Annotated in this window: 11 protein-coding genes; all 11 read right to left on the reverse strand. The window is 39.9% G+C overall.

Features of this window, described 5'->3' with window-relative positions:
* Window positions 1–2: 2 nt before the first annotated feature.
* The gene (murQ, locus tag ABD676_RS03705) at window positions 3–833 is read right to left on the reverse strand and encodes an N-acetylmuramic acid 6-phosphate etherase (protein WP_425565265.1); all 831 of its coding nucleotides are present in this window, start codon (window positions 831–833) and stop codon (window positions 3–5) included.
* Window positions 834–906: 73 nt separating this feature from the next.
* Entirely contained in the window at window positions 907–1,566 is a 660-nt protein-coding gene (locus tag ABD676_RS03710; RefSeq protein ID WP_344673320.1) for a polysaccharide deacetylase family protein, read from the reverse strand.
* 20 nt (window positions 1,567–1,586) lie between these two features.
* A complete protein-coding gene (locus ABD676_RS03715; protein WP_344673321.1) occupies window positions 1,587–3,380 on the reverse strand; it encodes a glycoside hydrolase family 9 protein in 1,794 nt (597 codons plus the stop codon).
* A gap of 10 nt (window positions 3,381–3,390) precedes the next feature.
* Entirely contained in the window at window positions 3,391–5,238 is a 1,848-nt protein-coding gene (locus ABD676_RS03720) for an outer membrane protein assembly factor BamB family protein (protein WP_344673322.1), read from the reverse strand.
* A gap of 38 nt (window positions 5,239–5,276) precedes the next feature.
* The gene (locus ABD676_RS03725; RefSeq protein WP_344673323.1) at window positions 5,277–6,725 is read right to left on the reverse strand and encodes a glycoside hydrolase family 10-like protein; all 1,449 of its coding nucleotides are present in this window, start codon (window positions 6,723–6,725) and stop codon (window positions 5,277–5,279) included.
* Between the two features lie 103 nt (window positions 6,726–6,828).
* The gene (locus tag ABD676_RS03730) at window positions 6,829–8,250 is read right to left on the reverse strand and encodes a DUF4623 domain-containing protein (RefSeq protein ID WP_344673324.1); all 1,422 of its coding nucleotides are present in this window, start codon (window positions 8,248–8,250) and stop codon (window positions 6,829–6,831) included.
* Window positions 8,251–8,281: 31 nt separating this feature from the next.
* Window positions 8,282–10,084 carry a RagB/SusD family nutrient uptake outer membrane protein gene (locus tag ABD676_RS03735; RefSeq protein WP_344673325.1) on the reverse strand — a complete coding sequence of 601 codons (1,803 nt, stop codon included), beginning with the start codon at window positions 10,082–10,084 and terminating at the stop codon, window positions 8,282–8,284.
* Between the two features lie 19 nt (window positions 10,085–10,103).
* The gene (locus ABD676_RS03740; protein ID WP_344673326.1) at window positions 10,104–13,478 is read right to left on the reverse strand and encodes a SusC/RagA family TonB-linked outer membrane protein; all 3,375 of its coding nucleotides are present in this window, start codon (window positions 13,476–13,478) and stop codon (window positions 10,104–10,106) included.
* A 244-nt stretch (window positions 13,479–13,722) separates the two neighbouring features.
* Entirely contained in the window at window positions 13,723–14,958 is a 1,236-nt protein-coding gene (locus tag ABD676_RS03745; RefSeq protein WP_344673327.1) for an exo-beta-N-acetylmuramidase NamZ family protein, read from the reverse strand.
* Between the two features lie 404 nt (window positions 14,959–15,362).
* Entirely contained in the window at window positions 15,363–16,340 is a 978-nt protein-coding gene (locus tag ABD676_RS03750; RefSeq protein WP_344673328.1) for a phosphodiester glycosidase family protein, read from the reverse strand.
* Between the two features lie 2 nt (window positions 16,341–16,342).
* Window positions 16,343–17,164 (reverse strand): DUF4397 domain-containing protein, encoded by an 822-nt coding sequence (locus ABD676_RS03755; protein WP_344673329.1) that lies wholly within the window; start codon window positions 17,162–17,164, stop codon window positions 16,343–16,345.
* Window positions 17,165–17,170: the final 6 nt, after the last annotated feature.

Here is a 17,170-nt window from a genome sequence, read left to right on the forward strand (position 1 = left end):
TTTTAGTGTTTGTTTTTCAGATTGTAGTTATCGATCGCTTGACGCACATTGCCGAATTCTTCAATTAGTGCTGCCGCTGTTTCCTCATCGGTTCCAGTTTCAGCCATCACCATACGAACTCCCCTACCCACAAGTTTGTGGTTAGACAATTGCATATCGACCATTTTATTGCCTTTTACACGACCCAATTGTATCATGACAGCCGTGCTGATCATATTAAGCACCAATTTCTGTGCAGTACCTGCTTTCATACGCGTAGAACCTGTAACGAATTCAGGACCTACAATAACTTCCACTGGGTATTGAGCGCGTTCAGCAATAGGTGAATTGCCGTTACATACAATACATCCAGTAGCAATACCCATTTCATTGGCTTTATCTAAACCACCAATGACATAAGGTGTAGTACCTGAAGCAGCAATACCGATAACCACATCGTTGGTGTTTATGGCGTACTCTTCCAAATCTTTCCACGCTTGTTCCAAATCATCTTCAGCAAATTCTACTGCTTTACGAATTGCGGAATCACCTCCTGCGATTAAGCCAATAACCCAATCAAAAGGAACTCCATAGGTAGGTGGACATTCTGAAGCATCCAAAATACCTAAACGGCCACTGGTACCTGCTCCGATATAGAACAAGCGACCTCCGCCCTTCATCCGATCTACTATAACTTTTACCAGTGATTCTATTTGAGGAATTACTCGCTCTACCGCCAACGGAACGGTCTTATCTTCTTCATTAATGTTACTTAGGATCTCCAAAACCGACATTTTGTCTAAGTTTTGATAATTTGAATCCTTCTCCGTTGTGTTGATCATAGCCTTCTGCATGTGCAATACTTTCAATAACTTTCCGTAAATATGCGACTTTTTAGTAAAAAACGCAAAAACCCGCACTCTTATTTTATAATTCGTTTAGCGGCACGAATTTATAATTTTTATCTTTCAGTAGCTCCATCAATTTTTCCAATTGATTAAAAAACTTATCCGTTCTTTTAGGATTGCTTCCAATATGTATAATAATGATAAACCCATTGAGACCTTCTTTTACTTCATAATTTACTAATTGGTTAAAAATAGCCTCAGAACTCATATACCGATTTCCCATTTCTGGATCGGTATAATCTGCCGCAGTACGCAAGCCAGGGGTGAAATTATAGAGACTTAAGCCCAATTCTTTCGTCCAAGCTGCAACATGTGTGTTATACCATTCATATGGCGCCACAAATTTATCAATATTCACTATACCTAGTGCATGTAATTTCTGGATGTTGACAGTTAAATCTTTGTTAAACGTTTCTTTTGTAACGAGGAGGCTATCTCTCTTCTCCCAAGGGGCATAAAGTAAGTGCTGATCGGAATGTGGACCTACCTCATGTCCTTCCTCGTAAAGCTTCTTCAATACTGATTTAGCTAGTTCATCTTCCAGAAATCTACCAGTAACAAAAAAACTCCCCTTTACGTTTTGCTTATTCAGGCTTTTACGGATATGCGAAATCCCTTCCCGAAATTCATCACCGGTAAAGATTAAGCTGATTTGTTTTTTTGTTGCATCCCCTCGCACGATCGCGCCTTGGGAATCAATTACTCTTTTTTTTTTGACTCGTTCTCTTTTGCAGATAACAAGTAAATCAATGATGCTGTACCATCCATGGTTGGCTCATTGGTACTGTAATCGCCAAAATCATCGTGGTAAACCACCAGGTCACTTTGGAATTCAGCATACTCATCTGGATTATTTAATTTAATTCCGATGAGGTTCTTGTAAATATTGGAGTAGACTGGTCCATCGACTAATCCGCCATCAATAGGGTAATTATGCAAATAGGTGAAGGCAGAATGGGGATCGACAGGTGTATCGCTTCCACTTGGAAGACCATAAACCATACTGGTTCCCCATGGGTTAAGCCCGAATAACCAGTCGATATTGGCTTGCTCCAATTCTTCAAACTGTTTGTCTTGGCTTTGTTCCCTATACCAAATACATTGTATAGCAAAGGATGTCGTCAGGTTATTGCTGCACCAAATAAAGGGTACACCCCGATAAAACATGTTTTCCTTTGCGCGATTCCATACTTGCTCTATTCCTTGTTTATAATATTTTAAAGCTTCTTTTCGGGCTTTCTTATCAGCTGATTTCACTAATTCATAATGCCCTAAATTGATAAAAGGATAATATTGATAGTGATTGGCAGTGTCTCTCAATATCCAAGGGGTTATACTTTCTTGTCGGGCATAGTTCAATGCCTTTTCAAGATGCTTAGGATCTTGATTCAACTGAAATAAGGTAGCTTCAGCCAATTCCATATCATCCACCCAGTTATCTTCAGCATAAATGTAGGGAGATTTAACCGATACGGTTTGTGTAACTCCGGGTTTGATATGCGCATATTGATAGGCTGTTCCAGCTTTTTCTTTTAATACCGCAGCGTAGTTTTGATCCTGAGCTTGGAATAACTGAAAGCCTAACCCAAATGCAGACACAAATTTTGCAGCAGTAGAACTGGTTCCTGTGGTGTTATTGAGGAATTTTCCACGCTGTTGAGGGTTTCCGTCAATAAAATAAACAGGTCTTTCATGCCCTCGACCATAAAGGGAGTCTTGTCCGGGCATTCTCAAACGCGTATGATCACGATCATCCGCAATCTGATTATACATGATGTTTGGTGTAGGATGCATTTTTAGCAACCAGTCCAATCCCCACTTGGCTTCATCCAAAACGTCGGGAATTCCGTTTTTACCGTCCAATCCATTGGACTGCTTATGATCGGTGAAAACGTTAGGGAAATCGCGATATGCCGCTAAAAGATGATAAGTTGCATTGGCTGATGTTGTTGCATACTGCAAGTAATCCGAGGCATCATGCCATCCACCAGCTACTTCAACACGGGTACTATCTGGCATTCCAACAGAGGAGGCATACATGGTAAACCCATCATGTGTATGGCAGCTATCTTGTAAGAAAGGGTTAAATAAGGTTCTTTGCTGGCGCATATAACGCAGGGCAAAATCTGCTGCTCCATCATATACATTGGCATTGATGTTGAAATTCGGAGATCGCGTACCATCATCCGCCTGTAAATAGAATTTTCCTGAACCTTTAAACTTGGAGAAATCAAAGCGGTATCCCTTTTTAAAGGGGCCATATTCACCAAATGCTTTACCAGCATTATTGGAATACACGACCTGATTGGTCAGGGCATTCCGAAGTTCAAAGTGTTTGACGGTGTTTGTCTCTTTACTTACCCATACAGCCACCTTTTTATTATTGGGCAAATAGCCCAACTGGTTGATGCGGATCCATGAGTTAGTGGTCTGCGCATAAAGGTTCAGGCTCAGAAAGCCCACAAGCAGTGTGATGAATAATTTCTTCAACATAGGTATGCCTTTAGTAGGTTAAAAGGACGATTTTGCCGTCCATTGTACTTACTGCAATCTTATTCTTTAATACCAATGGCGGATTAATCATACCATTGGATATTTTATATTGCCATTTCAATTCTTCGGTCTTGGCATCAATTGCGCTTAACAGACCTTTGTCAGAAGGCATAAAAACGTTCTTTTTATCGCTATAAATGGCAGTAGGTGCCAGTTCATAAGGTAGCTGCGTTTTTGCCTTCCAGGTAATATTCATAGTCTCAGCATCCACAGGCACAGCGATCAATTCACCATCCATGGTTTTAGCATAGACCAATTTCTTATTATTAGACAAGCCAATAGACTCCCTGACACGGTATTCATCTTTCTTCTCACGCCATATCATCTTCCCGGTCTTTAAATCCAGAGCTGTCATATAACGATCTGGCGCCACAATAAACACACGGTTATTGGCTATAACCGGATAAACCGCAGCCGCTGAGAACATTCTGTTTTGGTGTCCATTGTTCCATTCCCAAACTAAAGCGCCTGTCTTTTGATCTAAGGCATAGAAACCATTGCTCCAACTACCGAAAATCACCTTTCCGTCGGCTAAACTTGGAAGTGTGGACACATAACCTTTTACTTGATCAAAAGTCCATAATACTTTCCCATCCTTTACTTGGATACAACGAAAGGTTCCATCCGAACCTCCAATAAAAGCTTTTCCATCTTTTACAGCAGGAGATCCCAACACGGCCTTATTTGTTTCCAGTTTCCACTTTAAAGCACCTGTCTTGGCATCCAATCCGTAGATGTAATGATCAGAAGAGCCCACCACAACAACTCCTTTGTGCACGGCTGGAGTGGAATATACTTTGCCACCTGTTTTAAAGGACCAAACACGTTGTCCGGTTGCTACGTTTAAGGCATAGACCTCGCCTACCGTATTGGCAGTAAACAACAATTTACCATCGCTACTAATACCAGCGCCAATATCACCATGGTCTTCATATTCCCATAACAACTTGGCTTTACTCTGGCTATTTACTTGATAATTCGGTCTTTTTACACCCAAAGATAAATTTGCAGGCACTGTTTTCATTGCCAGTTTCAACCAAGCTTTCGCTGTGCTTTGTCCTGGTTTGCGAACTTGGAAAAACACAGAATCAGTTGTAAGGGTTACGATGTTATAACCACCGATAGGGTCTTTTGCACGAAGATTCGATCGAGTCATAACCCCAGATATCCCCTCCCAATCGTATAATTTATTGATATGTCCATGCCCACATAGTGCCAATTGAACATTACGTGTTTTTAGACGATCAATGGATTCATACCAGTTATTTAAAGAAGAGTCTAGGGGGTAATGGTTAATGGCTATTAAGGGCTTTTGCGAATCTGGATTCGCTTTAAAGATGGAGTCCATCCATACCAAATTCTCTCTTGGAATCTGTCCAGGGCTCATTCGCATATTGGGTCCAGAGGTTGTTCCAATGAATTGGAAGCCTTTATGTTCAAAAAAGAAGGTTTCAGCACCGAATACTTTTCGGAAGCTATTAGCTCCACTTTCGGACCAATTGCTATCGTGGTTTCCAGGAACCACGTATAAAGGTAATTTCAAGCTGTCCAAGATTTGTTTAGCTAATGCTAATTCGACATCAGAACCAAATTCCGTAACATCTCCAGAGAGAATAACGAAATCGATATCCTTTTGTTGGTTAAGATCTGCAACAGTACGACGAAGATCATCAGCACCAGTAGAACCGCCAACATGAGTGTCAGTCACTTGGGCAAACTTGAAGGATTGAGCGAATAATGGATGGACAGTTAGTATGCCCAACACGAAGTAAATACCTACTAAAATTGTTCTCTTCATAATTCGCTCAATTTTACTCATTTTTTTAAAGTCTATTCTTATTTCTTAACCAATTCTGATTCTTTACTTTCTACGTTATCTACATTCACGCTGGTCACACAATAGAAACCACTTTTAGAGATCTGTAGTTTGTTAGCAGAAGTTAAGCTTAATAATTCACCAACGGATTCTTTGGTAGCAAAATAATAGACAGCAGCTCTCACGTTTGAACCATTCAACGTCCATGAGAGCTCTGTACCATTAATTTTCACATTGGTGGGTGTGGTTGGTTTAGCCGCTACCTCGCGTCCAAAGAATGGCATAAGCACATCTTTGGCATATAATGTTTTTAGTTTATCGGTTATACCAATTCGATTCGCCAATACATCGCGAACACTATAGATTGCACTACCGAAAACTTTATCGTTCTTTCTTACTAAATTAAATTGTTTTTCCAATTCATCGACAGATTGGAAAGCAGCACCATTTCCTGCACTGCCAAATTTATAATATCCATGGCCTACGACCACCTTCGCCTTACCTCTGAATTGTACCCAAGTTGATAGGTTTACTTCAAATGGGTTGTAGGAGTTACCAATTTCTTGGTATAACTGTGGGATTAAGATATCGACCCAACCGGAAGATGTCCATTTGGCGATATCAGCATAAAGATTATTGTAATTGTCATTTTTATTTGGAGCCGGAGATACGGAAAACACCATATCAGGTTTTGTTTCTGAGACTGTTTTGAAGACCCCTTCAATCGCCTTGTCTACATTGCCTCTTCTGAAATCAGCAATAGTAGCATAACCTGCTCCATATTTTTTGTAATCTTCTTCATCCTTGTAGGCTTGACCTGATGGATAGAAGTAATCATCAAAGTGGATACCATCCACATTGAATTTGGTAATAAAGTCTTTAACGATATCGTTCAATCGCTGTCTTACTTCAGGTAAGGCAGGGTTGTAAATACGAATGGTTGGGAAATCCAATACCCATTCAGGTTTCACGGAACTGTGTAGAGCTGGATAAGCATCGCCAGCACCTCCACGCGTAGAAATACGGTAAGGGTTCATCCAAGCATGGAATTCCATACCTCTAGCATGAGTTTCATCGATTAAGAATTTCATCACATCATAACCAGGATCTACACCTCTGGTACCAGAGATTGCTGCAGACCAAGGTTCATAAGGTGAATCATAAAATGCATCACCCATTCCTTTCACTTGAAAAAACACAGCATTGAACTTCAACTCTTTCAATCTGTCCAATTGCTGAATATACTTTGCTTTTTGCGCAGCCTCACCACGTACCCCAGGCCAGTCCAGTTCCCAGACAGTAGCAATCCATCCAGCACGCATTTCCTTTGCAGGAAATTTCAATCCAGTAGGTTGAGGATCAGGATCAGGAAGTACCGTTCCTGGACCATTCGAGTCCTTACTACAGCTTACCAACAATAAGGTCCAGCTTAAAAACAAACAGGTATAAAAAGATAGCTTTTTCATCATAAAAAGGATATAAAGGTTAGTCGATAAAAAAGAAAGGACAACGGTTAATAAAGCCTATAAACTAAATAAGTTGTTGTCCTTTCAATGGGTAAAATTGTAATTATTAATCTTCTAATACATTCACTGGGAATTCTACAATTGTAAATCCGAAGTCAGCTGACGCTCCATAGATCATCAGTTTTTCGTCTTTTCCCTCAGCATTTTTCACGATATGGTATCCAGATTGTGTACCTGGAGCAGTAGTGGTATTGCCAGAGATAGAGAACTCATAGATTGCTTTCTTGTTATCACTTTGTTCAAAGGCAGTTATGGCATCTACAATGTTTGCTCCCTTTGTAATGTTATACACATACATCTTACAGTCATTAGCATTTCCACCACGAGGAACAGTCACCACTAATAAATAACGCTCACCGTTAAATTCGATCACACGTGGATCACCAGCGTGTACAGGAATTGAACTTGCGGCCATATTGTAACTTACACCACCACCGTTGTTGGCTATACCAACTACTTTATCGTGGCCTGTTATTAAGTAATTATCTGTATTGCCAATGCGGTTATAAAATGACCATTGACCATATACAACAGCTGTATTAATTACTGAAGTTTCAGTTACGTTTTTATACGCTTCAATTTTCAAACGGATTATTTGAGTACCCATACTGATAAAGTAAGCATAACCATTTCCGTTGTTATCTAATCCAATAGAGAAGTTATCACCATGACGTGTTCCAGCACCAGCTAAAGAACCTACGTTAATATTTGCAATAACTTGAGGAGCAGCAGCAGGGTCTTCCCAATAATAAAGTTTCAATGGAGAAGCCAAAGCTGTAGATAAAGAAGCAATGTATGTACGTCCATTTACTTGAGCACCCATGTTATAAGGATAGGTACCTCCGGTAACTCCAGTCGTGTTAACAGGAATAGGTTTGGTAACATTGTTTTTCAAGTCTTCAACACTCAATAAATGTACGCCCATATTACCTCTATTAATAACAAGGACATGTTTACCATCGAATCCAGTTCCGCGAGTTAAGCCACCACCAAAACCAGCATAAGTAGGATTACCTACCGGGTTTGAAGAGTAATCATATACGGTACCCTTGGTAAAGTCAGCTCCATATACAGGAACTTTAAAGCGGATTACCGCCTTATATTCCTTAAACCTTGGGGAATTGACCACTTTCAAGATAACATCTCTCTGCGTATCACCTTTTTGAAAAGGGATATTCACCACATCTTTTTCTAAAGTAGCACCATCTGATGTAACTGCTTCAAATTTCACGGCTGAGAAATCCGTCAAAGTATCCAATCTTGGGAAAGTAATGGTTTTAGTTGCTTCATCAATAGTACCTTCCAATACTTCATTTCCTTGCGCCCCAGCATTCACGATCTTAACGGACTTAAGATCGGTGTATTTATCCGATTCCACATTTGATGGGAAATCATCAGAACAGGATGTAAATCCGACGAAGCCTATTAAAGCGATCAGGACACCTCCTATTGTACGATTAAAATTCATTTTCATATCTCAAATTAATTAAGATCCATAATTAGTTTTGCGGCCAACCTTCGGTTTGATCCAATTTATAACCTTGTGCTTCGTATTCATTAATTTGGTTGGTTCCAACCGGTGATAAATACGGGTTCACATTAGTTTGGTTATAGAAAGGTAGCCTATCTTTATTTAGGGTGTAACGGTAGAATCCAAGCATTTTATCCTTACTAGTTGGATCAGCCGGATTGTATACTTCGATTTGGCCATTCAATTTTACGACAGACACGGTAGCTTTTAGATCACCTGCGGCTTCTGTAGGGAAATTAACCCATCCGCCTGCTAATAAATCTGGATTTACTTCGGTATCCATATACTGCAACTTAGACCAACGTTTCAAGTCAGCAAAACGCGAGTGCTCGAAGGTTAATTCCATACGACGCTCACGTCTGATTTCCCATAACAATTGACTAACTGAGATGTCACGCTCAGGATCAGAAGGTAGACTTCCTAAATCCATAAGAGCTGTTTGCTTAACACCTTTATCAGCCGCCTCTTTAGCAAGAGGTCTTTTTCTAATTGCATTGATAGAAGCATCAATATCTGCTTGGGTAACGGCTGCACCACCTATGGTTGCAAGCTCTGCTTTTGCCTCAATCCAGTTCAATAGTACCTCTGCAAAGCGTAATACAGGCGCATCAGTGATGTTGTTTGCACCCGAATGTTCATTTAATGGTGCTTTACCTTTGGCAATACTATCTTGTGCTGCACGAGGTAAGAACTTCGTAATGTATAAATAAGATGCCCTATTTCTACCTGTAGGTTTCGTATGGAAAGTAGCCTCAAAACGAGAGTCTCTGGATTTCACCATCTCCTCTGTAGTGAAATCATTTGCTTTGTCTACACTTGAATTTTGCCAAGTTTTACCATCTGTACACAAGTAAGATTTCAATAAATCTGAAGTAGGCCCGTAAGTTACGTTATCTGCTAGGTTGTGAATAGATAGAATGGAGTGCTTCACAGCCATTGCCTCATCATATTGTCTATACATCACCATATCTTTATTACCAGCTAAGTTATCTGAAGTGAACTGCGAACGGTAATCTGTCACAATTGCATATTTCCCACTTCCTTTAACCATATCTCCCGCCTCAATAGCAAGTTCTAAGAATTTCTTAGCACGGTCATTATTTTTATAGTAATACTTCTGCCAAGTTCCTTCAGATAAAGCGATTCTAGAAATGAATCCAGCAGCAACAAATTTATTAACGGTTTGGGCACCATCATTCGCGCGAATATTTGATAATGCAAATTTCATGTCTTCATAAACGGCATCCATTACTTCGTTGCGTGGAGTTCTCTTTTTATACAATTCATCCAACTCCGTATCGTTAATTGGACGGTCATAATAAGGGATATCCCCATATGCATATACCAATTCCCAATAACGGAATGCGCGGAAGAAGCGGCCAACACCCAACCAGTGGTTGTAAGCTTCTGGAGTCAATACTCCTTGCATTCTGTCCTGTACACGATTTACCATAATGTTAATGGAGCGAATCGTACCGTAACCCCAGATGGAGCTTGCAGGAACAGATCTGGTAAAGTTTGATTGATTTCCTTGATACAACACGTCATCGCTGAAGGTATATGATGCTAATAAAGCACCATCCACATTGAATCCTAATCCATATCCTGTAAAGAAATCAGTATAAAATTGTGCAGCATAAAGACGAACATTCTCTTCCGTTGTCCAAGCTGTTTCATCATTTGCTTCGGTAAGCTGTGGCCTATCCAAGAATTTCTCACAACTGGTCAACACTAAGGCTGCAGCAATGAATAAGCTATATTTAATTTTCATAATAATATCCTCCTATAAATTATAAACCTATTTGAATACCAAAGGAAGCGGACTTAAACGATGGGTTTCCAGTTCCTGTACGGCCTAGGTTATAGTTTCCATTTGTCAATAGCATGCTGTTTCCAGAAATTGCCTCTGGATCAATAGGTAAACCTCTCAAATTATCAAATGTGAAGAAGTTCTCTAATGACACATACACACGTGCATTTTTCAAGCGAGCATTCTTCAAAACAGATCCAGGAATAGAATAGCCTAAATTGATGTTCTTGATTTTGAAATAAGACATGTCTAATAAGTAACGAGTCTGCGGACGCATCACGTAGCCCTCATTAGCACCTCCTAAATTCCATGCTCTCGGGTAGAAAGCATCTGGACGGTCTTCTTTCCAGAAGTCTCCAGCAATTGCTTGTGGCATTGCACCATCTTTTACGTGGTAACCTGGAATAGCTAATTGACCAGCTCCCCAGATTTCACGCTTACCAATACCTTGCATGAATACTGACAAGTCAAATCCTTTAAATTCTGCCCCTAAGCGCATACCGAAGTCAAAACGTGGAGTTGAGTTACCAATAACGACACGGTCACCTGGATCACCATTTGTGCCTTTTCCTGGCGTGATATATCCATCCCCATTCACATCTACGAATTTTACATCACCTGGGTGCATTTTTAAGACGTTTCCATCTTCAAAGTAAGTTTGGTAAATCGGATTTTCACCTGCTAATTGATTGGTAATCTTTGCAGATCCTTCATGAATAATTGTAACAGGGATAAAATCACCATTCGCATCATACATGAAATCGTCTTTTTGGAATAAACGATCCGTTACATAACCATAGATATCTCCATAGCGAGCGCCGGTATTAAATCCACCACCTACACCACGGTTTTCCCAAGGAAGGTTCCATTGTAAACCTTTGGTTGTAATGGTGATCGCGTCAGCAATATTCGCATTACCAAACAATCTTAAACCATTATCAAATCGATGCGAATAATCTACTGCTAATTCCCATCCACGTGTTCTCAAATTACCGAAGTTACCACGTGCTGCTGATGTACCTGCAGTTGCTGGAAGTGATTCTCCTGGGATAATCATGTGTTTGGTACTTCTTTGATACCATTCAAATACTACTCCCAGTTTATTGAAGAATTTAAAATCAGCACCTACGTTTAAATGTTCAATATCTTGCCAATTAATATCGTCACGAACGTTTGCTGGTGTACCCAATTGGTAGAAATAGTTACCTGAACCATCTAACCAGTTGTTTGTACCAATGCTCATAGTAGGAACATACAATGCATTCCCAACAGTTTGGTCACCAATACTACCCCATGATCCACGGAATTTCGCAAAGCTTAATACATTTTTGATGTCCTCCATGAAGCTTTCATTAGACACTACCCATCCCGCAGAAACTGAAGGATACCATCTCCAACGTAAATCTGATGGGAATTTGGAAGTACCATCATATCTTAAACTGGTCTCGAATAAGTATTTCTCTTTGTAAGAGTAATTTAACCTTCCGAAGAAACCTGCTTGTGAATCCCAGTTGGTATTACTACCGTTGGTTTGTACACCAGTAGCAAAGTCAAACTGCGGATTGATTTCGTTAATTAGATTCGTTCTTCTAGCATAGTGATCTACCCACTCAAAAGCAACGATGTTAGTTCCTAACATCACTTTCATATCGTGGTCTTCACCGAATTTTCTACCAAAGGTGGAGAAAGCATTGAAAGTATGTCTTTTTGAATTAAAAGAACGTTTGTAGATATTGGATTGAGCCTTCGTAATGTAGGTTTCCGATGGGAATTCAAATCCTGGTATACCTCCATTATCAGTAGGGTTCCCATTTTCATCTACATAGATACGATTGCCATCGTTGTCATTCCATGCAATTGGTGAATACCAATGGCTCTTACCTCTGAACGTTGGCATAGATGAATTGTTACCATTGTTTTCCGCACTGAAGGTATAATCAGCATTGAAGTCCCAACCTTTAAGAATATTTACAGTTGTACCTAAGTTTAAGTTAGTATAACGGTCAATCTTAGAAGCTGTGTGTGCTTTTTTAGTGTCGAAATAAGGATCACGAATGTCTACACCATTTTCTTGAACGCCAATTGGGAATAATCTAGACCAACGGTAAAGATATAACCAAGGGTCAGCTGTAAATCCTGTTGCGGAGTTGGCATAACGTTTTGTACCATTAGAATACATTGCACTTCCACGCATGGTTAAGAAGTCCGTTACTTTGGTCGATACACTTAAAGTCGCATTATAACGTTTGAAATCGTCATGTTCTGCAGCTTTCATCATACCATTTTGGTTCAGGATACCAGCACTAAAGTTATAAGATGTCCCACCAGACTTTCCATTAAGGCCAAGGTTATGAATGTTGGTCATCGCATTATCCTTGATCATAACATCCACTGGATCATATAAACGGTAACCGAATTTGTCAACACCATCAAAGTACCAGTCACGTCCATATACTACAGGATCGGAATTTCCAATACTGCTACCGTATTTCTGTTGCCATTCTTTAACTTTTTCAAAGCTTTCACGACTAACACGCCAGAATCCACCAGCAGGGCCTGAGCCATTCATGTTTTCATGAGCCTCTAGTGTATATTCCAAACCATCTACACCAGCTATATCAATTGGCTTGAATGGTGATTGGAAAGAAAAGTTGTTGTTGTACGTGATGTTTTGTACTTCAGATTTAGCACCTTTTTTGGTCGTAATTAATACTACCCCGAAAGCTGCTTTAGAACCATAAATAGATGCTGAAGCCGCATCCTTTAACACCACGATATCTTCGATATCATTCGGGTTAATCACGTTGATACTTGGAACTTCAACGTTATCCACTAATATCAATGGATTACTACCTCCAGAGATAGATGCTACCTGACCACGGATTTTCATGATCGGATCAGAACCAACCTCCCCAGAAGGAATAACGATTGATAAACCTGGTACAGCACCTTGTAAACCGCGACCTGCATCAGGAATAGGACGAGAGCCTAAGGTCTTCTCCACATTTACTGATGAGATAGCACCTGTTAAGTGTTGCTTTTTCTGCGCACCGAATCCCACAACTACCACCTCATCCAACACATCGCTGGACTCTGATAAAGTCACATTCATGGTGCTACCAGTTACGGTTACATTTTGTGTTTCCATGCCGACATAAGAAATTCTTAATGTGGCACCTACGGCTGCTGCGATGGTAAATTTACCATTGCCGTCCGTTACGGTGGTCGAATTTGTGCCCACTACGCTTACCGTAGCACCAGCTACCACGCCATCAGGCCCGCTAACTGTACCTGTTACGGTATTCTGCAAAACAGCAGTGGCTTTTGTCCAACCCGCCGTGTTTCCTAAGATCATATTTGCGGAGTTATTAGCAAAAGATGCATAACTCGGCATTGTTAGACCCAGAGCGAGAGAAAAGAGTAGAAGTCTTCGCATTGCTTAATGATTAATAATTAATAATTTGTTGCTATCATAATCTGGTCTATTCTTCAAAATCTTGTAGAATTCGACTCGAATTAATATTGTTTGGCACTACGCCTTTAAATCCCTATCCCGAAACGCGAATAGGCCCAATCTAATTGAGCCATCCACATGTTTTTCATTTGAAATCTGGGTAGAGTAGATATTTTTTGCGCATTTGCATGTATTCCATCAATTCAGGTTTCCAACTTTCACGGATTTCCGCCTCAGTCTTTCCTGCAATGATTTGCTTACGTAATTCGTCTGTACCGGCTAGTTTATCGAAGAACTCTGCACGTGCAAAGAATTTCGATTTGTCTGGCATCTTATTATAGAAGTGAAGTATATACTTCAAGGTAAATTTCTGATCTGCTGGATTTAGATTACGAAGGTCTAATCCATAATTGGTAGCTCCTTTTCCTTCCACATGTTTTACCATGCCTGCTTTCTCTCCAGGGGTAAAGGTAAAATCACCATACACCGGATTGGTAAAACCAACCACTTGGAATGGCCAATCTGTACCACGGCCTACCGAAATATCCGTTCCTTCAAATAAACATAAGGATGCATACAAACGCACCGATAATGCATTAGGCAAACTTGGTGAAGGAATTACTGGTAAATCATATTGGCTATCATGAGTATAGTTCTGAACAGGAATAACTGTAACCTTACATTGTCTTCCTTGTTCTAACCATTTCTCACCATTAATCATATTCGCCAATTCACCGACAGTTAATCCGTGAACCATAGCAATCTTATGATAAGAAACATTAGATTTAAATTTATCGTCTTTACGAACAGGACCATCCACTTGATCACCACAAGGATTTGGACGATCTAATACAATCAGTTCTTTATTGTGCTTAGCACATAATTCCATTACTCGATGAAGGGAAGTGATATAGGTATAGAATCGCGCACCTACATCCTGCAAATCAAAGATCATGACATCAATAGACTGAACAATGGAATCTTGTTTTGCATTACCACCGTAAAGAGTAAACAATGGCAATCCAGTTTTTTGATCAACATCATTGGAAACCTTTTCACCACGCTCAATATCACCACGGAAACCATGCTCTGGAGCAAAGCCAAATTTAAGATCAACCTTCTCACGAAGAAGTACATCAACCAAATGCTCTTTATTAGCTCCAACAATAGAAGTTTGGTTTCCCATCAATCCAACTTTCTTTCCTTTCAATAGCGGAAGGTAAGCAGATAGCTGATCAGCAGCAGGAACAATAACCTTAGCGGTTAATGCTTCTTTTGTTGCAGAATCTTTTGGAGTAGTCACAGGTTTGCGTTTGCTTGTGCCACAGCTGTTGGTTAATAAAACCCCGAGTAATAAAGTGTGAACTAAGAAGGTTCTCATAAAGTATTGATTTCGTTTCTTTGCGGATTTACTGCTAAAAATTCCCTAAAATTAATAGAAATAACGCACAATAAAGCAATTCGCTACAGCTTTTGCGTCATTTTCAGCAAATCAATTTGCTAAAACCGCATAAAGCAGAACTTTACTATTACCTATATACTTCCTTAAAAACCCTGGAAAACTGCTTAATTAGCTAATAGCGATGGTTTTACAATGCAATCGGTTGCATTACTTAGTGTAATTTAAACACATTTAAGTAACATTTATGTGACTAAACACCTAATGTAAAGTCAAAATACACCTATAACTTCTAGATGGTTGAATGCTAATGGAAGAATTGGTATAAAACAAAAAAACCAGGCTGAATGATCAACCTGGTTTATATTTAAAATATTAACAACAAATTATTTTACGACAAAACCAATTCCACTAGGAGCTGCAGCTAATGCTGGTGTAATGTTCTTTTTAATCCATTGTTGTTCTTTACTTAAAACATCAAGAACAGTCAATGATGTCACATTCCCACTGGTTGGTTGCATAGCCGTATAACAGCCTAATGCACGCATAATATCTCGTAAATCGTCTAGTGCCACCCCTGCTGAGAAATTCGCTACAACACCATCAGTAGCTACCAAGTAAATCTTCGATTCATCTTGTGTAATTCCTACAGCAATACGAGCAGCCCCACTAGAAGTTGTGCTTACATTGTTTCCTTTGTAAAGCAAGAAATAACTGCCTCCAACAAGGTGTTTAATTTGTGTATAGTCAATTTCCGGTACAGGATACTTGGTAGCATCTGGACTATTAAAAAACTCGATCTTATCAGATCCTTTGCGAACGCCTATGTAAGGTCTGGTTTTAGAAGTATTCTTCTTCATTACTCGGCCAAACTTAACATAGGAACCCGTAGGCTCATTTGAAGTAGCTGCATCTCCATTTATTGCCGCTATAATTTTACCTTCTGCACTCACCTGATTAAATGGAATCATTTCAGGAAGATGTTGTGCCGAGAACAAATAATCGTTGTATGGCGTTAAGGTCTGCATGGTCACCTTAGTTTTCGACATATCGATTTCAAGGATATGCATACTAATGGATAAGTTTTCCTTATTGATAAATCGCGTATGTACATATTCAAATCCAGGGGCGATAGTCTGCGTAGTATCCATCTGGAAAGTTTTTATATACGTGGTATTATCCATGATACGTTGTATCCAAGCTGTCTTTATATCATCTGGTGGAATGGTATCTTTCACTGGCACCTCCTCTACAGGAGGATCAAATTCCGGATAGTCATCCCTCACTTTACAACTTTGCGCTGAGAATAAAACCGTATAGGCCATTGCCGCGCCTAAGAATATCTTTAAATATTTCTTTTTCATAACTATCGAACTAACATAAATGAAATATAGGGTTTCATGATGGTGGATGTTTGACCCGCCCAGCCTAAAGCAAAAGCCGTATACTGACGTTGATTCAATGTGGAACCAGCATTCGCATAAAAGGCTACTACGGTTGCATTTGTCACCTCCGCTCCTGCAGGTCTCACTTTCCATGTACGCGTAACAGAGCGATTCAGTAAAACCGTTTCGGAAATCTCACCATATTTTACGTTCTTAAACACCAACGAATCCAAGTCAGGTCTTTGGCCAGACGCTGCGGTAGAATAAAAACCATAGTAAATATCTACTGCCGGCATATTCGGAATCAAGTTGATAAAGCGATAAGAAGCATATGCAGAATCAGGCATGGCAAATGTTTCCTCTGTAGGAATCACTCTTGTGTTTGCTCCAGTATCCGCTACGTGAAAGGTGTAACGACTTCCGCCCTTAATATTCACTTTCGTTTGGTATAAAACCAACGAGTCTGAACCATCATCAACTTTCTTTGGCAAACAAACCTTCACATCCACATCACCACCTTCTAACATCAGGAATTCCGAACTCGAAGGACCTCTCGTGTTATATCCACCTCCCGGATAAGGCTCACGAGCACGAATCTTTGGAGTATAACGAACGTCATTAAATTTCACATACATATAACGGTCATCAGGATAAACCGAAGCCATATTGATCTTCACGATGGATTTATTACCGTCCATATATTCAACGGAACCAAAATCCTTGATTTCTTCCTCCTTACAACTATGTATCGTCGCCAGGCCCATTAAGCCTACTATAAACACGACAAACCAATATCTTTTCATATTCTA

This window comes from Sphingobacterium kyonggiense (genome assembly GCF_039536825.1).
Lineage (GTDB): Bacteria > Bacteroidota > Bacteroidia > Sphingobacteriales > Sphingobacteriaceae > Sphingobacterium > Sphingobacterium kyonggiense.